This window comes from Saccharibacillus sp. O23 (assembly GCF_002205895.1).
Taxonomy (GTDB): domain Bacteria; phylum Bacillota; class Bacilli; order Paenibacillales; family Paenibacillaceae; genus Saccharibacillus.
The window spans coordinates 240,823-260,565 of the sequence record NZ_NJDE01000009.1 but is presented as its reverse complement, the minus strand read 5'-3'; the positions used below and the strand labels follow the sequence as shown (position 1 = coordinate 260,565).

20 protein-coding genes are annotated in these 19,743 nt (G+C 56.7%); 8 read left to right on the top strand and 12 right to left on the bottom strand.

Annotated features, from left to right (window positions below):
* Positions 1-127: 127 nt before the first annotated feature.
* Positions 128-874 (bottom strand): SDR family oxidoreductase, encoded by a 747-nt coding sequence (locus tag CDO73_RS13205; protein ID WP_088488986.1) that lies wholly within the window; start codon positions 872-874, stop codon positions 128-130.
* A gap of 13 nt (positions 875-887) precedes the next feature.
* Entirely contained in the window at positions 888-1,166 is a 279-nt protein-coding gene (locus CDO73_RS13200) for an Atu4866 domain-containing protein (RefSeq protein WP_088488985.1), read from the bottom strand.
* A 177-nt stretch (positions 1,167-1,343) separates the two neighbouring features.
* Between CDO73_RS13200 and CDO73_RS13195 the strand changes: the two genes are divergently transcribed.
* Positions 1,344-2,279, top strand: coding sequence for an AraC family transcriptional regulator (locus tag CDO73_RS13195; RefSeq protein ID WP_088488984.1), 936 nt, complete (start codon positions 1,344-1,346; stop codon positions 2,277-2,279).
* 109 nt (positions 2,280-2,388) lie between these two features.
* Here the strand turns inward: CDO73_RS13195 and CDO73_RS13190 are convergent, their stop codons facing one another.
* Complete coding sequence (locus CDO73_RS13190; RefSeq protein ID WP_179218694.1) at positions 2,389-2,835, bottom strand: PRD domain-containing protein; 447 nt, start codon at positions 2,833-2,835, stop codon at positions 2,389-2,391.
* Between the two features lie 121 nt (positions 2,836-2,956).
* Here CDO73_RS13190 and CDO73_RS13185 point away from each other — a divergent pair, with 121 nt between their 5' ends.
* Complete coding sequence (locus tag CDO73_RS13185; protein ID WP_088488982.1) at positions 2,957-3,925, top strand: LacI family DNA-binding transcriptional regulator; 969 nt, start codon at positions 2,957-2,959, stop codon at positions 3,923-3,925.
* A gap of 271 nt (positions 3,926-4,196) precedes the next feature.
* Positions 4,197-5,708, top strand: a complete 1,512-nt coding sequence (locus CDO73_RS13180; protein ID WP_088488981.1) for an N-acetylmuramoyl-L-alanine amidase family protein — start codon at positions 4,197-4,199, stop codon at positions 5,706-5,708.
* Here the strand turns inward: CDO73_RS13180 and CDO73_RS13175 are convergent.
* The 6 genes from CDO73_RS13175 to nikB form a co-directional block, all read right to left on the bottom strand.
* Positions 5,705-6,490, bottom strand: coding sequence for a class I SAM-dependent methyltransferase (locus tag CDO73_RS13175; protein WP_088488980.1), 786 nt, complete (start codon positions 6,488-6,490; stop codon positions 5,705-5,707). The two genes, CDO73_RS13180 and CDO73_RS13175, sit on opposite strands and share 4 nt — an antisense overlap.
* On the bottom strand, positions 6,487-8,133 hold the full coding sequence (gene nikA / locus CDO73_RS13170; RefSeq protein ID WP_088488979.1) for a nickel ABC transporter substrate-binding protein: 1,647 nt from the start codon (positions 8,131-8,133) through the stop codon (positions 6,487-6,489). The genes CDO73_RS13175 and nikA overlap by 4 nt, the downstream gene beginning before the upstream one ends.
* Before the next feature lie 29 nt (positions 8,134-8,162).
* Positions 8,163-9,005 carry an ABC transporter ATP-binding protein gene (locus CDO73_RS13165; RefSeq protein ID WP_088488978.1) on the bottom strand — a complete coding sequence of 281 codons (843 nt, stop codon included), beginning with the start codon at positions 9,003-9,005 and terminating at the stop codon, positions 8,163-8,165.
* A 15-nt stretch (positions 9,006-9,020) separates the two neighbouring features.
* Positions 9,021-9,809, bottom strand: a complete 789-nt coding sequence (locus tag CDO73_RS13160; RefSeq protein WP_088488977.1) for an ABC transporter ATP-binding protein — start codon at positions 9,807-9,809, stop codon at positions 9,021-9,023.
* A gap of 1 nt (position 9,810) precedes the next feature.
* Positions 9,811-10,563 carry a nickel transporter permease gene (nikC, locus tag CDO73_RS13155; protein WP_256972685.1) on the bottom strand — a complete coding sequence of 251 codons (753 nt, stop codon included), beginning with the start codon at positions 10,561-10,563 and terminating at the stop codon, positions 9,811-9,813.
* 100 nt (positions 10,564-10,663) lie between these two features.
* Complete coding sequence (gene nikB, locus CDO73_RS13150; RefSeq protein WP_256972684.1) at positions 10,664-11,644, bottom strand: nickel ABC transporter permease; 981 nt, start codon at positions 11,642-11,644, stop codon at positions 10,664-10,666.
* A gap of 193 nt (positions 11,645-11,837) precedes the next feature.
* Here nikB and folE2 point away from each other — a divergent pair, with 193 nt between their 5' ends.
* Positions 11,838-12,758 carry a GTP cyclohydrolase FolE2 gene (gene folE2, locus CDO73_RS13145; RefSeq protein ID WP_088488974.1) on the top strand — a complete coding sequence of 307 codons (921 nt, stop codon included), beginning with the start codon at positions 11,838-11,840 and terminating at the stop codon, positions 12,756-12,758.
* A gap of 128 nt (positions 12,759-12,886) precedes the next feature.
* Here the strand turns inward: folE2 and CDO73_RS13140 are convergent, their stop codons facing one another.
* Positions 12,887-13,216: a DUF3024 domain-containing protein gene (locus tag CDO73_RS13140; protein ID WP_088488973.1), complete on the bottom strand. Its 330-nt coding sequence runs from the start codon at positions 13,214-13,216 to the stop codon at positions 12,887-12,889.
* A gap of 62 nt (positions 13,217-13,278) precedes the next feature.
* A complete protein-coding gene (locus tag CDO73_RS13135; RefSeq protein WP_256972683.1) occupies positions 13,279-13,818 on the bottom strand; it encodes an NAD(P)-binding domain-containing protein in 540 nt (179 codons plus the stop codon).
* Positions 13,819-14,006: 188 nt separating this feature from the next.
* On the opposite strand from CDO73_RS13135, the gene CDO73_RS13130 reads away from it, so the two are divergent.
* Positions 14,007-15,434, top strand: coding sequence for an N-acetylmuramoyl-L-alanine amidase family protein (locus CDO73_RS13130; protein ID WP_088488971.1), 1,428 nt, complete (start codon positions 14,007-14,009; stop codon positions 15,432-15,434).
* Between the two features lie 46 nt (positions 15,435-15,480).
* On the opposite strand, the gene cntE is transcribed toward CDO73_RS13130, so the two are convergent.
* Positions 15,481-16,698, bottom strand: a complete 1,218-nt coding sequence (cntE, locus tag CDO73_RS13125; protein WP_256972682.1) for a staphylopine family metallophore export MFS transporter CntE — start codon at positions 16,696-16,698, stop codon at positions 15,481-15,483.
* Between the two features lie 200 nt (positions 16,699-16,898).
* Here cntE and CDO73_RS13120 point away from each other — a divergent pair, with 200 nt between their 5' ends.
* The 3 genes from CDO73_RS13120 to CDO73_RS13110 all read left to right on the top strand — a co-directional run bounded on the left by CDO73_RS13120 (position 16,899) and on the right by CDO73_RS13110 (position 19,399).
* On the top strand, positions 16,899-17,543 hold the full coding sequence (locus CDO73_RS13120) for a bifunctional transcriptional activator/DNA repair enzyme AdaA (protein ID WP_088488970.1): 645 nt from the start codon (positions 16,899-16,901) through the stop codon (positions 17,541-17,543).
* On the top strand, positions 17,540-18,664 hold the full coding sequence (locus CDO73_RS13115; protein ID WP_088488969.1) for a DNA-3-methyladenine glycosylase 2: 1,125 nt from the start codon (positions 17,540-17,542) through the stop codon (positions 18,662-18,664). Before CDO73_RS13120 ends, CDO73_RS13115 begins: the two co-directional genes overlap by 4 nt.
* 126 nt (positions 18,665-18,790) lie before the next feature.
* A complete protein-coding gene (locus tag CDO73_RS13110; protein WP_088488968.1) occupies positions 18,791-19,399 on the top strand; it encodes a methylated-DNA--[protein]-cysteine S-methyltransferase in 609 nt (202 codons plus the stop codon).
* Positions 19,400-19,743 lie beyond the last annotated feature (344 nt).

Below are 19,743 nucleotides of genomic sequence, written 5' to 3'. Positions count from 1 at the left end.
GGAAGCTCCTCATATCGAGCTTCCGGGTTTTTGGCGTACCTCGGCGCAAAACGATTTCTTGCAAGCGCGGATACGGTTTTCTTTCGATTCGAAGCCGTGCGGATCGATCGTTCGCTTCCGCAAAAAGTTATTCGTTCCCGCTTTTCGCCGGACGAACGACCAGTTCGTTCACGTCGACGCCTTCCGGCTGCGAGACGGCGTACAGGATCGCTTCGGCGATCGCTCGGGCCGGCAGCGCGATACGCCGGTATTCGCGCATCGCGGCGCGCGCGTGTTCGTCCGAGATGCTGTCCGCAAGCTCCGATTCGGTCACGCCCGGCGATACGAGCGTTACGCGGATTTCGCTTCCCGTCTCCATCCGCAGTCCTTCGGAGATGGCTTTGACGGCGTATTTGGTCGCGCAGTATACGGCGGCGGTCGGCGTCACGCTGTACGCGCCGATCGAAGCGACGTTCACGAACTGCCCGCCTCCTTGACGCCGCATAACCGGAAGTCCGGACGCGATGCCGTGCAGCACGCCGCGGATATTGACGTCGATCATGCGGTTCCATTCGTCGATCTTCCGTTCTTCCAGATTGGACAGCGGCATGACGCCGGCATTGTTGACGATAACGTCGACGCGGCCGAATGTCTCTTCCGCGTAACGTACGAAGTCTTCCATGCTCCGCGCGTCCGTCACGTCCAGCTTCATGTATTTCGCGGTTCCGCCCGCCGAGCGGATCTGCGCCGCCAGCGCCTCCAAACGATCGAGCCGTCTGGCTCCGAGCAGCACTTTCGCGCCTTTTGCTGCCAGCAGCTCGGCCGCCGCTTCGCCGATCCCGCTGCTCGCTCCCGTGATCAATACGATCTTCCCTTCGATTTGCCGATTCTCCATAAGATTCGCCTCCTTATTTTTGCTCACGATAAAAGATCATTCCGCCGTGATACAAGATGTCTCCGTCGAATTCGCCGTCTGCGGTAAAACCGGTATCGTCCACGTATTCGATCCGGCTGCCCCGAATCTCGTAGCTGCCGGTATAGGCGCTGCGGCGGCTGCCTCGCGCTTCGTCGTATCTTCCGTTCGGCAGCAGTTCTTGACGAATCACGCCGTCTCCCGTCACCCACATGCCGATGTAAGGCGATGCCGCTTGCGGCTCCCGGCTTTCGTTTTTCGCGTTCATCTTCATGCCTCCTCTCGCCTGATGTCCTCTTCATTATGCGGAATCGGCCGCTCGGGGAGGTAGAACGATCGCCGCAAAAAATTGCCCGATCCGCGCAGAAAGGTTCGTTTTGCCGAAAAAGCGTTGTATAGTGGTAGCGACGAAAAACGAAGAACGAAGAATCTCGAACAAAGGAGAATGCTTATGATCGCACAGGTCCGAACCTCCGAATCCGCACGCCGAACCTTAAACGAAACCGCTCGCTTGATTGCCCGATTCTCCGACGGCGAAGGCGTTACCGATACGCGATTCCCGCCGCTGACGCTGATTCGCAACGCCGAACCGACCACGCCGATTCACACGGTCTACGAGCCGTCGATCTGCTTGGTCGCTCAAGGCAGCAAGCTGGTCCTGCTGAACGACGAAGCGTATCGGTATCGCCCTTCGCAATATTTCGCCGTATCGGTCGATCTGCCGATCTCGGGCCAAGTCACGGAAGCTTCGGCCGAGCATCCTTATCTGGCGGTGCGGCTTCGGATCGATCCGGAGCAGATTCTGGAACTGATCCGCGAGACCGGCGGCGAGCGGCGCGGCGGCGCTGCCCGCGGATTGTACGTCAGCAGCGCCGAAGCCGGGATGTCGGACGCTTTTCTTCGCCTCCTTCGCCTGCTGGAGACGCCGGAAGACCTGCCCGTGCTCGCGCCGATGGCCGCCAAAGAAATCTTGTATCGCGCGATGCGGAGCGAGCAAGGAAACGTACTGCGGCAGATGGCTCCCGGAGCCGGCCGCGCCGCGTCCGTGGCGGACGTCATCCGGCGTATCCGGGAAACGTATAACGAACCGCTGCGAATCGGGGAATTGGCGGACGAAGCCGGAATGAGCACGTCTTCGCTGCACCGTTACTTCCGCGACGTCACGGCGATGAGTCCGCTCCAATTCCAGAAGCAGATCCGTCTTCAGGAAGCCCGCCGTATGCTGCTGAACGAACCGGTCCAAGCCGCGGAAGCCGCTTTCCGGGTCGGCTACGAGAGTCCGTCGCAGTTCAACCGGGAGTACGCCCGATTATTCGGACGCCCGCCGCTGTCCGATATTCGGCGGCTCAAAGCTTTCGCGCCCGCTCTGACCGCGGGAGAAGCTTAAGTTCGTATCAAGTCGGGCGAACGCCGAAAAGGAACGTTCCGCAGAACGTTCCCGGGTGCTATCCGATATTTGATCGGTTGCCTGCGCGCCGTTCAAAAGCGACGTGCATTCATGCCCGTTTTCTGGCCGGCGCGGCGTTCGATACGACCTTATGCACATGCAGCATCAGATCCAGCAGTTCGTCTTCGGGCACGGCGTTTCCGAAGCGGCGTTCCAGATCCGAACGGATCTCGCACGCGCATTCGTAGCAATCCGGCATATGCTGCCGAAGCAGGCTTCCCAGCGTCCCGTCGGTCGCCGATGCGCGAACGCCTTCTTCCGTCGCGCGCCGTACCGAAGTCCGCATATGTTCGGCAAAACGCCGGTAGGTCAGCACCGATACGTTCGCGCTTCCGATTCCGAAGCGGCGCTCGATCGTGCCGAATGCGTTTTCGACGACCGCAAACAGCATGTCGCTTTCCCGGTTATTCGCCCGCGTCAGCCAATAAGCCGCTTCTCCTGCCAGATCTTCTCGCGCGATTACCGCGTCTTCATTGATAATTTGCGTAATTTTCATCGCTGTCGCCTCCGTTTGCTTGACTTGTCCGACGGTTGATGCCTTTAGCTTAAGGTATGACATCGATTTCAGGTCAACCGCTTTTTTTTGCTATACTTTGGAGCAAAGGGAGGCAGCGGAAGTGACCAATATCAAAGAAATCGCCAAACGCGCCGGCGTGTCTCCGTCCACGGCTTCGCGCGCGCTCAGCGGCCGGGGCTACGTCAGCGAAGAGAAAAAAAGGTTGGTTCTCGCGGCAGCCGAAGAATTCGATTACGCGCCGAACTTGAACGCCGTCTCGCTCAAAACGGGTTCGACGCGCCGGATCGGGCTGGTCGCGCCGAGATTCGCCGAGCCCGTGAGTTTGTTTACCAGCGGGTTGGTCCGTGCAGCGGAAGCAAACGGGTATACCGTCACGTTGTTCATGACCGGATCGGATATCTCCAAAGAAACGGAAGCGCTCGAAGCGCTGCGCCGCAAGCAGGTGGACGCGCTGGTCTTCGTCGTCTTCTGGAGCGATCTGTCGACGATTGCCGAATATGTCAAATACGGCCCGATCGTGTCTTGGCAGCGGCTCGTGCACGAAGCGATCCCGTCCGTGTTCATGAATCAATACGACGGTTATACGCTCGCGCTCGAACATCTGTACGCGCGCGGTTACCGCCGAATCTGCAATGTTTACGGAGACAGCCAGCGCCTGAACACGCAGAGCCGGATCGAAGCGTTCGCGGATTTCTGCCGGAAATACGATCTGGACCCGCACGCATGCCCGTCTTTTCAAAATACGGATACTTCCGGCGACGGGGAGAAGCTCGTCCGTTGGTGGCTCGAAAACGGACGGCCTGCCGACGCGTTCGCCTGCACCAACGACTGGGTCGCTTCCGGCATCGTTGCCGAAGCGCGCCGATCGGGTCTGCGGATTCCGGAAGACTTCGCGGTCTGCGGGTTCGACAACCTCGACTTCGCGCATCTGCTCGATCTGACGACGATCCATTATCCGGTAGACGAACAAGCGAATAACGCGTTCGCGATCATTCGAAGCCGGATCGAAGAGATCGAGCTGCCGACGCGTCCGCCGGTCTTCCGTCTGGTCGAGCGTTTGACGACGTGAACTGCTTCTCTTTTCTTTGCCTCTGCATGCCGAAAAAGCGCAAGGACTCCCTCGTACGGGGCCTTGCGCTTTTTCTTCTGCTTCTTAAGGATATTCCGTTCCGGTTACGCAAGCAGGAGATCGAAATCGCCGCAGCGAAATTAATTGAAGCACGGCCTGCCGATCGGAACGCCGCAGCGGCAAGCGATGGTCCTGCGCTTGAATATTCGTATTTATTACGATTTAATCAGAGAAAGACGGTCGTTTCATCACGCACAAAGGAGAATCGAACATGAACCTGAGAAACAACTTTTGGAAAAAGACGGCTGCGGCCGCGTTGGCTTTGCTGCTGCTCTTGCTGTTGGCTCTGCCGACGGGCGTCCAACGCGCCGCGGCGGCGAACGTCGATGCCAGCATCATGCTGGACGGCAAAACGATCGACGGCGCGCAGCCGCTCGTCGTCGCCGGAACCACGATGGTGCCGATTCGCGTCGTATCGGAGCAGCTCGGTTACGCCGTCAAGTGGAACCGGGCCGAGCAGCGCATCACGATCGGCAGTCCAGCCTCTCCGCTGGTGCTGACCATCGGCAGCTTGACCGCTGACTCAGGCTCCGGCAGCGTCAAACTGCTGCAAGCTCCGTTCGTGCAAGCCGAGACGACATATGTTCCGCTGCGCTTCGTCGGTTCCCAGATGGGATTATCCGTCAAATGGGATCAAGCCGCGCATACCGTCTATCTGGAATCGCCGCCTCCGGCGCCCAGCGAAACGCCCGTTCCGACGACGCCACCCGATTCTTCGCCGATGCCGACAAGTCCGGCCGCTCCGCCCGTCGTTCGCGCGTCGATCGACGGTCTATCTTTCGCCGATAACCGTTTGACGATCTCGACCAGCGCTGCCGAGGCTCCGAAGGTACAGAAATTGGACAATCCCTCGCGCATCGTCGTCGATCTTCCGGGAACCGCATTCGGTTCCGGCATGACTCAGAGCGGCACGATGAGCTCGGCGCAATCCGGCACGCTGACCGTCGAAGGTTCCGCGCTCGTCAAACAAGTGCGTTTCTCGATGTTCGACTCCGCGAATTCGACGATTCGTTTCGTGCTCGATCTGAATCAGACTTCCGTCTACAACGTATACACGCAGGGCAACCTCGTCGTCGTCGACTTGAACGGCGGCGCTGCGCCTCCTGTCAATCCGACGATTCCGGCGATTCCCGGCACGGCGCCGACTCCGCCCGTTCCGACTTCTCCCCCTGTCGACGACGGTCGGAAAACGGTCGTGATCGATCCGGGGCACGGGGATCACGATCCCGGCGGTCTGGGCGTTACGGGCGTGCAGGAGAAAGACATCGTGCTGGCGGTCGGCCTCAAAGTCGCCGATCTGCTGCGCCAAGAACCGAATATCAATCTGATCATGACCCGCGGCGACGATACGTTCGTTACGCTGGACGGCCGGGCTCAGGTCGCCAATAACGCTCAAGCGGATCTGTACTTGTCGATCCACGCGAATATCGCCAATACGGCTTCGGCCGGCGGCACCGAAACGTATTACGCCGACGCGAAACGAAGCAAAACGCTGTCGGACATCATTCAGAAACATGTGCAGGCGGCGACCGGGTTCAAAGACCGCGGATCGAAGCAGGCCAATTATCTGGTTATCCGCAAAACGACCATGCCGGCCGCGCTGGTGGAGCTCGGATTCTTGTCCAATGCCGCCGAAGAGAGCGCGATGAATCAAAGCGACTTCCAACAGAAAGTCGCGGAAGCGATCGTCGCGGGCATCAAAGAATATCTGGGCATCAACTAGTCTGTTCGTTCATTCCCGGACTCGGGCTTAACGGCCACGATCATAAACCGGGTTCCGTTCATGAATCCGTACTTTAAATGATGCATCGGCAATTCGCGCGCGGACATGTGATCGCGGCGAATCTTTGCCATATCGAACCCGATTTCCCCAAGCACTCGTTCGTCTTCTTCCGGACGCAATACTTGTACGAAGGGCAAATCGTCCAATACTCCGATTTTGCGGCTTTCCCGCCTGCGCATCCGGCGTTCGGTCGCAAGGATCAGCAGCCAAGAGAACATATAACGAATCTTGTAGTTCAGGGAACGGTTTTCTTCATATAAATAGTTTCCGTCAAATACGACCAACCGACCGCCCGGCTTAAGCACCCTGTACCATTCCGCATAAGCGCGTTCCGGCTCCGGCAAAGTCCAGACCACATCCCGACAGACGACGGCATCGAATCGATCGCTCTCGATGCCTCGCAGATCGGACGCATCTGCCAGATCGACCGGCACATCCGGGAAACCGAACCTCCGAATATTCTGCTCTGCGCGCTTGACCATGCCCGGCGAAGCATCAACGGCTTCGGGGCGGTGTCCGAGCTGCGCCAACAGAATAGAGAAGAATCCGGGGCCCGTGCCTACGTCAAGTACGCGCTGCGATGCTTGGTCGGCCAAGCCTTCGGCCAGCCGCTTTTTCCAGAAAGCCACTTCCCGCCGACTGCGAAATTGGTTATGAATCACTTTGTCGTATCCGTCGGCGCTGGAAGTCCAATACTTCGAAATAGGCTCCAGCTTGCTCATCGTCCTACCTCCAGTTCGTTCCACCGAATCGCTTCGAATGTAGTATGTCCGGCCTTCGCCTGCCGAACCCGTTTATTGTAGACGAAAAGCTCTTCCGGGTAGTACAGCGTCGCGAACATCGCCTCTTCCTTCATGCGCTTGAAGATTGCGTCATACGTCGTCTGACGTTCCGCTTCATTTGTCGACGCCAATACCGCAGCGATCATCTCTTCCAATTGTTCATCGGACCAAGCTGCCGCAGGCGCGGACGCCGTCTTGCGGAACAACGAAGACAGGAAAGAATGCGGATTATACGCATCGTCGTAAGTACGGTAGATGATGATATCGTAAGCTTTGGTCGTCCAGAGCGCGTCATAATAAGCATTCGGTTCCAACACCTGAAGATTTACGCCGATTCCGATACTTTTCAGTTCCGATTGGATCATTTCGCTCATCGTTTTCCACTCCGGATAATCGACCTGCTGAAGCACCAGATTGAAGCTTAACGGCTTGCCGTCTTTTTCCGCGATTCCGTCGCCGTCTTCATCGGCATAACCGGCCTGAGTCAGCAGCGTCTTGGCTTGTTCCGGGTCGAATCCGTAGCCTTGGCTGTTGCTTTCTGTCACGTAAGGGACCGTAGCAGGGAATAACCCTTTAGCCTCGCTGCCGATTCCGCCCATCAGATCGCGCGCGATGCTTTGTTTGTCGATAGCCAGATTGATCGCTTTACGCACGTCGAGATTCTGCAGCTGAGGATTTTTTCCGTTAAATATAAGGAAATGCGAGCTGGTTCCTGGCGATCTCAGAATATTCAGCGATTCGTCGCCTTCCAGAACAGCGAGACTTTCCAACGGCAGACGCCCCATTGCGCCTCCGGCCAAATCCACTTCCCCGCTTTGCAGCGCCAATACGCGAGACTGCGGATCAGGAATCACCTTCAAGGTGATCTTCGACAGCTTGGGAGCCTCTCCCCAATAATTCGGATTGCGCACCAGCACAGCTTCTTGGTCGGCCTTGTAGCGTTCTGCCATCCAAGCCCCCGTGCCGATCGGCTTGACGAACGTACCCTTGATATCTCCCGCCGGTTCAACGGAATTCGGACTGATCATGCGTACCGGGCGGGCAAAAGTCAGTTCGGTCAACAGCGGATAGTAGGCGCGATCGAAGGTCATTCTTATCGTATAATCGTCGATCGCTTCCAAGGTCTGCATCGCAGTAGCGACGGCGAGCGAATTGGAGGGATCGTGAACCCAGCGTTCGAACGAGAACTTCGCCGCTTCAGCGTTAAACTCCGAGCCGTCCGAAAACTTTACGCCCTTGCGAAGATGAAACGTGTACGTCTTTCCGTCTTCGGAGATATCCCAAGTTTCCGCAAGCGCCGGTTCGATTTCTCCTTTTTCCCCATAGCGAACCAGACCGTCATAGATCATGGCATGCACATCCATCGAACCTTCGTAGGCGCCTGCATCAAGCTTATCCAATCCGACATCGCGGGATACCGCAATCGTCATTTCGCCAGAAGCTTCCTGCGGCATTCCATGCGTTCCCTTCGCCGCCGGCGTCTCTGCCGCTTCATTCGAACCTCCTGCTCCTGAGCATCCGCCCAGCAGCATCGCCAACAGCGTAAACCCCGTTATCGTTTTTCTCCAAAAAGTGAATGGCATTCGTTAATCTCCTCTGTAACTTTCTATGTTTATTCGGTACGAGTGCAATTCTCCGTCAGAACATGTCCGATCTTGCGTTGTCTTGGATGTTGGGCAGGAATCGCGTCCAGCAGCATTCGGGTGTAAGGATGCCGCGCTTTCGTTTGCAGTTCTACGCCTGCTTGCCGCTCTAAAATCTCGCCTTGCCGCATGACTGCCACCCGATCGCAAAAATGCTCGATAATCGATAAATCATGGGTGATGAAGAGGTAGGATAGACGAAGCTGCTGCTTAAGTTCGCTTAACAAATGCATGGTCTGCCGCCGCAAACTGAAATCCAGACTGGAAAAGGGTTCGTCCAGAATCAAAATTTCGGGTCGCAGCACGATTGCGCGGGCAATCCCGACACGCTGCTGCTGTCCGCCGCTCAATTCAGCGGGACGTCGCACAAGGCAGGCTTCACTCAGACCCACAGACTCCAGCGCCTCCGCGCTCAACCGCCGTTGTTCGTCCCGAGAACGAATGCCCGAATTTCGCAGCGGTTCGGCCAGAATACGCGAGACATCGAATGCAGGATTAAACGACGAGAAACTGTTCTGAAAAACGATCTGCATCCGACTGCGGATCTCCCGCATTCGATTAAAGTTCCAATTCGTAATGTCCATGTCCCGGTAACGGATTCGTCCGGAAGTCGGCGCTTCCAGTCGCAGCAGCATCCGAGCCAGCGTGCTTTTGCCGCAGCCGCTTTCGCCGACCAGACCCAACGTTTCGTTTTGACGAAGTTCCAGCGATACTCCGTTGACGGCAGGCGCTTGTTCGGAGAACGGTTGATTGCGCAATCTCCGTTTCGCCCCATATACTTTTGTTAATTCGACAGCTTCCAGAAGCTTCATCCGGGTCTCCTTTCTTCAAAATCGACTGTCTAACAGCTGCTTCGTATAAGGATGTCGCGGGAAATCGAACAACGAAACGACGGGCGCGTACTCCACAATCCGCCCTGCTTGCATGACATATACGTCGTCCGCGATTTCCGCAACAACGCCCAGATCATGGGTAATCAGCAGAATACCTACGCCTTCTTGCCGGCTGATCCGGTACAACTCGTGCAGCACTTCTGCCTGAACGCTGACGTCCAGCGCCGTCGTCGGCTCGTCGGCGATCAAGAGCTTCGCTTCGGAAGCCAACGCCAACGCAATCATGATCCGTTGACACATTCCTCCGCTAAGTTCAAACGCATATTTGTACAACAGCGATTCCGCATCGGGGAGTCCGGCTTGCTGCAGGCGAACGACAGCCAATCGCCGCGCCTCTCTTTTCGACACCCGGCGATGCCGCCGAATCGTCTCGATCAAATGATTTCCGACGCTCATTACCGGATTAAGCGACTGCGCAGGGTCTTGAAAAATCATGGACATATCCCGTCCGAGCCGGGCTTTTGAGCCACCGCCGGCATCCTTCGGAAGCTCCTGTCCGTTCAACACGATTTTTCCGGCCATGATTCGTCCGGGAGGGGCGACCAGTCCCATAACGGATAGCGCAGTGACGCTTTTGCCGCTGCCGCTCTCGCCGACCAGCGCCGTGATGCGTCCCGCTTTAACGGAGAAGCTGACATCTTGAACAGCATGCAGAGCCGAGCTTCCCGATTCGAAAATAGTCGTGAGACGATGAACGCTCAACAATTCTGTACCGGTTCGCATCTTATGCCCCTCCCCTGCTCTCCGAACGCCGATCCGGGCGACGCAGCCCTTCTGCCAACAGATTAAACCCCAGCACACATCCCGCAATGGCCAGTCCGGGGTACAACATCAGACGGGGAGCAGTCTGAATATAGGCGCGGCTATCGCTCAGCATGACTCCCCATTCCGGAGCGGGCGGCTGCGCGCCAAGCCCCAGAAAGGACAAACCGGCCAGCGCCAACATGATCGTTCCCACCTCCAGCGAAGCCAATACGAGAATCGGACGAACCGCGCCGCGCAATACGTGATCGAAAGCGATGCGCAGATGAGAGGAACCGGATGCGCGCGCCGCCATGACATAATCTTTTTCCTTGAGCTGCAGTACCATTCCCCTGATGACGCGCGCATAACCGGTCCACCATACCGCGGCGAAGGCCAACAGCAGATGCAGTTCTCCCGGACCGAGCACAGCCGCAACCGCCAGCGCCAGAATCAGACTGGGGAATGCCAGCAGAACGTCGATGATTCTCATGATGATCCGATCCGTTCGACCGCCGACATAGCCCGCCAACAAACCGATCGGTATGCTGATTGCCAGCACAACGGCCAGAACGGTGAGCGAATAAAATAAGGAGAGCCGAGTTCCATAAATCAATCTGGATAGCACGCAGCGCCCCAGATGATCGGTACCCAACGGGTATTCCACGGACGGGGCCGCCAGCCGATGCGCCATATGAATCTCCAGCGGGTCCGACGGCGCCAACAACGGAGCCAATATCCCAACCGCCGCGATGCCGGCGACAAGAATCGCCCCTGTCCAAGCCGGAGCCTTCGCCTTTCCTTTCACGTCCAGCTTCATCCTTCCTATCCTTGACTCAACGCAGTTTCATTCTCGGGTCAAGCCGTCGGTAAAGCAGATCCACCGTCAGATTGACCGTGACCACAATAATGGCAGTCAGCAGCACGTAGCCTTGAATCACGATATAATCTTTGGCGTAAATGGCTTCTACCGCAAATTTGCCGATCCCCGGCCAGGCAAAAAGCGTCTCGACAATTACGGCTCCCCCCAGCAGACTGCCGATCTGCACGCCAAGCAGCGTGATGCTCGGCAGCAGCGCGTTATGCAGCGCGTGCCGAAGCAGAATGCTCGGCGTGCTTAATCCCCGCGCGCGAGCGGCCTTGATATACGGCCGTTCCAGCACCTCGATCATGCCGGTACGAATAAGCCGCACGTAAACGCCTACCATGCCGAAACCCAGCGTAACGGCCGGCAAAACCACGCTTTTGAACCCGTTCATGCCGGCAACCGGGAACCATTTCAAACGAACCGCACCGTAAAAAAGCAGCAGCAATCCCAACCAGTAGGCAGGCATGGACACACTCGATAATGCGACCCAACGGCTGATGCGATCGATCCATCCGCCTGGTCTCCAACCGGAGCCTATTCCGATCGGCAGGGCCAGCAGCAAGGCAAAGATTACGGAAGCCAGAGTCATCCCGAGCGTCGCAGGCAGACGGCTGAGTAATTCTTCGGTTACGGGCCGACCCGTCGACAAGGAGAGCCCAAGATCGAAACGAAGCACCTTTCCCAACCAATGAACATATTGAAGCGCAACCGGTTCGTTCAATCCCAGCGACTCGCGGAGCGCTTCGATCGCTTCGCGAGTCGGTTGTATGCCGTCGGTACGCAGCATAATTTCCGCCGGATCGCCGGGAGTCAGATGCATCAGGCTGAACGTAATGATCGAAACTCCCAGCAAAACGAGCAAAAGGTGAACGATTTTACGAGTAATTCGAGAAAAGAACGTTAGGGATACCTCCTCGCTAGATCGAACGATCCTATATTCCTTTTTCAAATAGTAATCATTACGATTAGTGAGTATACAAGCTTATCGCGTTTTCGTCAAACCTGCCGAAACGCAAATTTCGAAAAAAGCAGAGGCGTCGACTTTTGTTCGCATTGACTTATTAATCGTATTCATTACTATTAATAAGAGGAACTTTTCGTTTTTTATAGGCCCATTTATCTTGAAAGAACAGGAGACTGCCATGCCACACCCATCATTTCCGTCCAAAAAAGAGCGGCATCGCCGCTTCGGCTCCGTCCCGCCGACCCCCGGCAGCAAAGCGACTCGAAAAGAAGACATGACCGATCTGCAGAACGCCCTCGACGACTATCTGTTCGACATTCAAAGCGTAGGCGTGGCCGCAGTCAAGCATCCGATTCTGTTCTTGTCGCCGCTTGCTCCTTATGAACAGATGCCGATTGCGACCCTCGAACTGACGACCACGCTGGATCGCAGCAGCAAAGGCATCAATATGAGCAGGCTCACCGAACAGCTCGAAATGTATCGGGATTTCGATTTCACTTCCGATTCCGGGAAGCTTGGGCAATTTGCAAGAGATTTGGCTCAGAACATGAATCAACGCGGCGCAACCGTCAAGTTGGCATTCCCTTGGTTCTACGAGCGCACAGCGCCCGAGTCCGGTCAAACCGGTCTCGCTTATTGCGATCTCTATATGGAGATGAGTTACGAGCAAGGCATAGAGTCTCCTTTTCGACTCACTGTAGGGCTCGATGCATCCGTGACAACCTTATGTCCCTGTTCCAAAGAAATCAGCGAATACGGTGCGCATAATCAGCGCGGAACCGTACACATTCGCACGGAAGTAGACCTGAAACAATTCCATGAAAACTGGTGTCAGGTGCTGTTGGATGCTGCCGAATCGAATGCCAGCTCTATGCTGTATCCGATTCTCAAGCGAACCGACGAGAAAAAAGTGACGGAACGGGCCTATGAAAATCCGAGGTTCGTCGAAGATCTGGCCCGGCTCGTGGCGGCCGATCTGATAGAATGCCCGTTCGCAAGGCAATTCACCGTAGAATGCCGCAACGAAGAATCCATTCACCAGCATAATGCGATTGCCCGCATCGTATGGACAGAGGAAGATCAAAAACGGAGGTACTAGGAAGGCTGCATCCGTTCGCATCGATCCGCGCATTCCGGTGACCCTGTTGACCGGATTTCTTCGCTCAGGCAAAAAAACCGTCGCTGCATCAAAAAAAGCGCGATCCGTTCATCGGATCGCGCTTTTTCTCATTTCCAAAATAACCCTGCCGGGTCCAACTCAAACTGCTCCAGCTGATCTTCGAAGTCATGCCGGGGCGCAAGCGATTCCGCCATCGTCCACTGCCCGGTCTCGTCCTTGGCATAGAGGCTCCAAGCTCCCTGCTCCAAACGGAACTGGGCCAGATCCTTCCCCGTCCATCCATACTGCGGAGGCTCCGGGCGCTCCTCGGTCAACGTCACTCGATCTTCTTCCATCTTGTAGACGAGGCGAACGGCGGTCCGCATGCTCGGCGGAATTTTCTCCGCAATATAGCCTCTCAAGAGGGCTTCCATTCGTTTCGCTGTAAGAGTGTCCATGTCTGATTCTCCTTTCGATGATCCCTGCCGGTCCCTTGCCTCGATCTGAATTTATATCGCGATCAGCAGCAGATGTAGTCGTCTCCCGGCATTCCTTCCCATTTCTGAACCTGACTATTATGAACGGTATATTCGGCTCCGGGGAAAGAATCCGTTCGCGGATACTGAAACTCTCCTGCCGCCCAGATTACATAACGACTGCGAAGCACACCTTGATCGGTATCCAGTTCAAATCCGCCGCCATCCAGAGGACGAATACGTTGAACATCGACTCCAGTCTGGACCGGAAGCTTTCGATAGCGCGCTAACGCCTCCAAATAGTCGGCATATTCGTCACCGGAAGGATGCTCCGTTCCGAGCGTATAGGCCGGGGAAGTGCGCAGCGATATCGAATTAAGATCGAGCAGCCCGTAAGCATTCCCGGTAAACGAAGGCGTGATCATGCGCATTTCTTTGGGCCACAGCCGAAAAGACGCTCCGATCGTTCCCCGGTCCAAAATGGAGAATCGTCCGATGTTCAGATCCTGCAAGACACAACCGACTCCTATTCCGGCAGCTCCGGCTCCGACGACCAAGCAATCGAATTGTTCCAACTTCTTCACCTCGCGCCATCTAACAGTAATTATTACGATTTAAAACGAGCATACGGCTTTCTTTTTCTGCTGTCAAACCTTATCATAATGTTCAGCAGGGAAATTTTTTTGCCTCCCTGAAAATTTTGGCATCCTCTAGACGTCCGACTGATAGAGTGTTCCAATTGATCATCAGCGCTTGCAAAGGAGAATCAAACATGAAACTAGCCTCAACCATCTGGAAAAAAAACTTGTTTGTCGCCGCTGCACTGACTTTAATGACTTTACTCCTCCTTAACGGCGGCATCAGGCAGGCTTGGGCAGCCCCTACCTCGGGAACCAGCATCGTGCTTGACGGCAAATCCCTTGATGGCGCCGAGTCGCTTGTTCGGCAAGGAACGACAATGGTTCCGATTCGCGTCATCTCGGAACAACTCGGCTACGCCGTGAATTGGCAGAAGAGCACAGGGCATGTGACAATCGGCAGTGAACCTTCCCAGATCGTGTTAACGATCGGCAGCTTGAACGCCGATTCGCCCTTGGGCAGTATCTCATTGACGCAGGCTCCGTTTATCCAGTCCAACACTACATATGTGCCGTTAAGATTTGTCGGCACTCAGATGGGCCTTGGCGTCAAATGGGAACAAGCCTCCCAGACCGTGCTGCTCCAATCGCCGATTGAAGCACCGCCGGTTCCGCCCGCACCGGAAGCTCCTCCGGCCGTCGATAACCCGGCTGCTATCTCGATCGACAGCATAAGCTTCAGCGACAAGCGCTTGACGATCTCTGCCGGAGCCGACGTCACGCCTACACGGTTTGAATTAAACAATCCGGATCGCCTCGTTGTCGATCTGCCCGGAACAGTCTTCGGTCCGGCCCTGCTGCAAAACGAAGCGCTCGCCAGAGGAGCAGAAGCGAAACTTGCCGTGGAAAACTCTTCGTTAGTCAAACAAGTCCGTTATTCGCAGTTCAGTCAAAACCCGTCGATTGTTCGCGTGGTTATCGACCTGAACCGCAAGACCGGCTACAACCTATATACGCAGGGCAATCTGATTATCGTCGATCTGAATAACGACGGTACGGCGGCTCCGATCGACAGCAACGGGAAAAAGACCGTCGTCATTGATCCCGGCCATGGCGACCATGACTCGGGCGGTGTAGGCATCAGCAAAATTCAAGAAAAAAACATCGTGCTCAATGTAGGTCTGAAAGTAGCCGCGCTGCTTAAACAAGAACCGAATATCAACCTGATCATGACTCGCAGCGACGATACGTTCGTCACATTGACGGATCGCGCCAAGATTGCCAATGACGCAAAGGCCGATCTGTTCTTATCCATCCATGCCAATATTTCACCAAGCAGTTCGAGCGCCGGAGGAACGGAAACTTTCTATGCCGAAGCCTCGCGCAGCAAAGCATTGTCTGACGTCATCCAGAAACATGTTCTTGCCGCAACCGGATTCAAAGACCGCGGATCGAAGCAAGCCAATTATTCGGTCATTCGCAATACCAAGATGCCCGCGGCTCTCGTCGAATTGGGATTCCTCAGCAATCTGAATGAAGAAACGCTGTTGAACCAAGACGATTTCCAACAAAAAATCGCGGAAGCCATTGTAGCCGGAATCAAGGAATACTTGAATTTGTAAACGTCAATCCACAAAAAAACGGAAAGCGCATTGGCGCTTTCCGTTTTTATTTCCGCTCTAAGCCGACTTCCTCGCTAACGGTACGCCGCCGCACAGGAGCTTTCCAAGCATAACCTGCCGCTGCAGCCGCCAATACCGTACAGGTCGCATACATGATCGAAAAAGAGGTCAAATCCGCAATCGGACCCATCAGCACACCCCCAAGCGAGATCCCCAGATCGGACGTAGCGGCGAACAATCCGATTCGCATATTGCGCCCCGGACCGGTCAGCATGACCGATAAATAACTCATCAGCGTCGGATAAATTAAAGCTTGCGAGGTTCCGATGACTATCGCTCCCGTATAAAGCGGGATCGGCCCCCACTCTGCAGCCGCTGCAACCATAGCCGCGCCAACCGTCAACAGCAATAGAGCCACGCCCAGAAATAGCGAATGCCATTTGCCGTCGGAAGGCATCCGTTCTTTCCAGGCAAATCGCACAACGACCAGCGCAGCGGCTTGAAGCATCAGATAAACGCCGGCGTTGGCTTCAGGAACATTCATCGCATATAAAGGCATAAATGTCGTCATTGCGCCAAAGACGACAGAAGCCGCAATCATCAACAGGCTGCACTTCAGCAAAAAAGGATTGAGCAGCAAGCTTTTGAAGTTTTGCCGCTCTGTCGTTTTTTCGTGCTGCCTCGCTTCCTGGGGAGCCTGATCCAATTTGATCGTATAGCCGAAGATCCCGGTCGCCAGCGCGATGCCGATCATCGTCCAAGCAAAATAACCCGGTTCTCCGCCCCGCCAAATGCCCAGCGCCGCAAGAGGTCCCATGATTCCGGGGATATAGCAGAAAAGTGAATACATGGAAATTCCCTGTGAACGGTCTTTCTCCGGCAGCGCGTCAATGATTCCGATCTGCAGCGCCATCGAAAAAAACGCTGTCGAAACTCCCTGCATAATGCGCGCAGCGGCGAATCCGCCCAGCCCGATAAACGGGTAGGCAATAAGCGCAATCCCGTTCACGACCAGAATCACGCGCAGAATCCGGATCGAACCGTACTTCGTAATAAAATGCCCGGCCCAAGGACGAAACAGCATGGCAGTAAACATATAGGCCCCCATAATAAGGCCGATCTGCGTGCTCGCCGCTCCCTCAGCCTCGCCTTTAAGCGGAATGATCACATTTAGAATCGAATTCCCGCTGAAATAAAGCAAAGCCAAAAAATAAAGGCGCAAAAAAGGCCACGCCAACGCACCTTTCAACATCCCGTCCTCCATCCCGTAGGGCTTCTTACAAACAACGAATCATCACGGTTATTGAGGATAGCATACCCATCAAGTCAGCGTCAATCTCCGGCCTTGCAGCATCGGTCAGACTCGTCCGACCTTGACCGCAAGAATGAGGAGTCCATGCTCCGGCGGGCCTGTTACAATAGATACAGATGCGCGAGAGGCGCAATCGGAAAGGAGGAACGCAGATGAACGGAACGGTCGGAACGATCCGGCTTTCTTTCGAAGAAATGTGGGAGCGGATCATGGCCTGCGACGCCAGATACGACGGGATGTTCTTCACGGCGGTCAAAACGACGCGCATCTACTGCCGCCCGTCCTGTCGTTCGCGCAAGCCCAAACAGAAAAACGTCGAATTCTATCTGCATATGACCGAAGTCGAAGCCGCCGGTTACCGTCCTTGCAAACGATGCCAGCCGGAAGTGGAACATTCGCCGTGGAACGGCTTTATTCTGGAAGCCCGCTCGTTCATCGTGGATCATTACCGGGAAGACCTGCGTCTCAAAGACATCGCCGACCACGTCAAATTAAGCGCTTATTATCTGGAGCGGCTGTTCAAGCAGGAGACCGGCGAGACGCCGCGCATGTATCTGGAGAAAATCCGCGTGGACCGCGCCGCGCATCTGCTTCGGTGCAGCGAACGGCCCAATCTGGAAGTCTGCTATGAAGCGGGCTTTCGTACGCCGTCCAATTTCTATAAAGCGTTCAAGCGCCATCACGACTGTTCGCCGGGCGAATACCGCAGTCAAGGCGCGCCGATCGTCCGCGAAGCGATTCGGCGCAAAGCGCCCGAGCGCGAACTCAAAGCCGGAAACGGAAGAGCCGCGCGATGACGGGAAACAAGACGAAATTGCGGCTGTTCGGGAACGCGGCGGAAGCCGAACGGGAACTTGCGGCCAACGGCCCGCTGAGCTGGGCGGAGTGCCTGAAGCATCTGGGCCGTTCCGACGCGGAGGTCATGCACCGCATCGCGAACGGCCGGGTCTCCAAGGCCGTCGTGCTCGGCGGACGGCCGACGATGATCGAAGTCGCCGCGATCGAAGGCGGCGGCGTCGATGCGGACGAGGCACGCGTCCGCGCGGAAACAGCGGCAGGCGGTTCGGCCTGCCGCGAACGGTTCGGGCCGGACGAGAACCCGCGTCCGTTCTGCGAGACGGCCCGGCGCGACGCGCGGCTCGCGCCTGCGGTCGCCGCGCATGCGAAGCCGAGCGGGAGCGCCGCGCTGCGCATCGGCTTCCCGCACGGCGGGGAGACGCCGGAGCTGCGCGCGGCGGCCGCGGACTACGTCCGCGAATGGTTCGGTCTGGACGACGACCTGCGTCCGTTCTACGGGATGGCCCGGCGCGACGCGCTGCTCGCGCCTGCGGTCGCCGCGCACGCGGGGCTGAGACTGATCGGCATTCCCGATCTGTTCGAAGCGTTGGTCTGGTCGATCATCGGCCAGCAGATCACGCTCGGATTCGCTTACGCGATGAAGAAGCGGCTCGTCGAGACCTACGGCGAAGCCCTGCCTTTCGAGACGGCTCCGGGCGAAGCGCCGTATCGCCTGTTTCCTCGGCCCGAGCGCCTTGCCGCGCTGACGCCTGACGATCTGCGGCCGCTGCAATTCTCCGGCCGCAAAGCGGAATACGTCATCGGCATCGCGCGGATGATGGAGGAAGGCCGCCTCTCCAAGTCTTCGCTCGCGGAGACGAGCGAAGAAGAAGCCCGCGAAGCGCTGCTCGCGATCCGCGGCGTCGGAGCTTGGACGGCGGATTACGTCGGCATGAAATGCCTGCGGCGGGCCTCCGCTTTCCCGGCGACCGACGCCGGACTGCATCAAGCGCTTCGCAGCGGGCTGAATCTCGGCCGCAAACCGCTGCCCGCCGAGATCGTTCAAGCCGCCGCCCCCTGGCGCGGCCACGAAGCGTACGCCGTTTTCTATCTCTGGCAAACGCTGTTGAAGACGAACTGACCGTCGGCGATCTCGTTTGGCTTATACCGTCGTCGCCGGAACCGGCCTATCAAAACGAACCGCGGATCGCCCGCCGTTTCGCAGTCGCTCTGCATATCCTTATTTTCTGACAGGAGGATCACCGTCATGTCGATATCCGATACACTGACATCGCCTGCCCGTCGGCAGGCCGCTCCGGCAGCCGCGCCGTCCGCCGCTCTCCATCGCTTGGTCTACCTCTCGCCGCTGGGCGAGCTGATCATCGAAGGCACGGACAATGCCGTTTATTCGATTCTGTTCGCCGATACGGCGATGCCGCCCGGTTGGCCGGCGGTCAATCCGTTTCCCGACGCCTTCGCGCCCGAGGCCGAAGCAAGCGCAAGCGGCGGCGAACCGGAAACGAACGTTCCCGAGCCGCTGCTGAACTGCCGACGCCAGTTGGCGGAATATTTCCGCGGAGAGCGGCGCGAGTTCGATTTCCCGTACGCTTTCGACGGCACGCCGTTCCAGCGTTCCGTATGGACCGAATTGGCCGCCGTGCCTTACGCGGCTTCCCGGTCGTACAAAGATCTGGCCGTCGCCGTCGGCAGCGAGCGGGCCGTGCGCGCGGTCGGCTCGGCCAACGGCCGCAACAAACTGAGCATCGTGCTGCCCTGCCACCGCATCATCGGCTCGGGCGGCAAATTGACCGGCTACGCCGGCGGGCTCTGGCGCAAAGAATGGCTGCTGCGCCACGAAGAACGTTTCGGCGTGTAGCGAACTTCGAACCCTCAAACTCGTTCGAACAGGCTGTCGAGAAATTCTCGGCAGCCTGTTTTTTGGGAAGAAAAGCGACGCCCGTCTTGCCTGCCGATCAAGCGGCCAAAGCGGCCGCCGCGATATCGTCTGCCACGATCCGCATCACGTCGTTCGCATCGATCACCCCGTTCAATTCGATCGCGCGTAATCAACTTCCGTTCTCTAACGGAACGAGACGACGCTTAGAACGAAAAGGGATGGATTTTCGGCCGAAAAAGACGAAAATCGGACGGCTAAGGAATCGACGTTCCGTTAGCTAAAGCCTTTCGAAGAAAGGCACTTCGGAAGCATGAGCTAAAGCC

Excerpts from the sequence above, each read along its gene's own strand:
- CDO73_RS13115 (WP_088488969.1), top strand. The coding sequence starts at position 17,540 with ATGACGGGAAACAAGACGAAATTGCGGCTGTTCGGGAACGCGGCGGAA.
- CDO73_RS13195 (WP_088488984.1), top strand. The coding sequence starts at position 1,344 with ATGATCGCACAGGTCCGAACCTCCGAATCCGCACGCCGAACCTTAAAC.
- CDO73_RS13120 (WP_088488970.1), top strand. The coding sequence starts at position 16,899 with ATGAACGGAACGGTCGGAACGATCCGGCTTTCTTTCGAAGAAATGTGG.
- nikA (WP_088488979.1), bottom strand. The coding sequence starts at position 8,133 with ATGCCATTCACTTTTTGGAGAAAAACGATAACGGGGTTTACGCTGTTG.
- CDO73_RS13110 (WP_088488968.1), top strand. The coding sequence starts at position 18,791 with ATGTCGATATCCGATACACTGACATCGCCTGCCCGTCGGCAGGCCGCT.
- folE2 (WP_088488974.1), top strand. The coding sequence starts at position 11,838 with ATGCCACACCCATCATTTCCGTCCAAAAAAGAGCGGCATCGCCGCTTC.
- CDO73_RS13160 (WP_088488977.1), bottom strand. The coding sequence starts at position 9,809 with ATGCGAACCGGTACAGAATTGTTGAGCGTTCATCGTCTCACGACTATT.
- cntE (WP_256972682.1), bottom strand. The coding sequence starts at position 16,698 with ATGGAGGACGGGATGTTGAAAGGTGCGTTGGCGTGGCCTTTTTTGCGC.
- CDO73_RS13140 (WP_088488973.1), bottom strand. The coding sequence starts at position 13,216 with ATGGACACTCTTACAGCGAAACGAATGGAAGCCCTCTTGAGAGGCTAT.
- CDO73_RS13200 (WP_088488985.1), bottom strand. The coding sequence starts at position 1,166 with ATGAAGATGAACGCGAAAAACGAAAGCCGGGAGCCGCAAGCGGCATCG.
- CDO73_RS13190 (WP_179218694.1), bottom strand. The coding sequence starts at position 2,835 with ATGAAAATTACGCAAATTATCAATGAAGACGCGGTAATCGCGCGAGAA.
- CDO73_RS13175 (WP_088488980.1), bottom strand. The coding sequence starts at position 6,490 with ATGAGCAAGCTGGAGCCTATTTCGAAGTATTGGACTTCCAGCGCCGAC.
- CDO73_RS13180 (WP_088488981.1), top strand. The coding sequence starts at position 4,197 with ATGAACCTGAGAAACAACTTTTGGAAAAAGACGGCTGCGGCCGCGTTG.
- CDO73_RS13205 (WP_088488986.1), bottom strand. The coding sequence starts at position 874 with ATGGAGAATCGGCAAATCGAAGGGAAGATCGTATTGATCACGGGAGCG.
- CDO73_RS13130 (WP_088488971.1), top strand. The coding sequence starts at position 14,007 with ATGAAACTAGCCTCAACCATCTGGAAAAAAAACTTGTTTGTCGCCGCT.
- CDO73_RS13165 (WP_088488978.1), bottom strand. The coding sequence starts at position 9,005 with ATGAAGCTTCTGGAAGCTGTCGAATTAACAAAAGTATATGGGGCGAAA.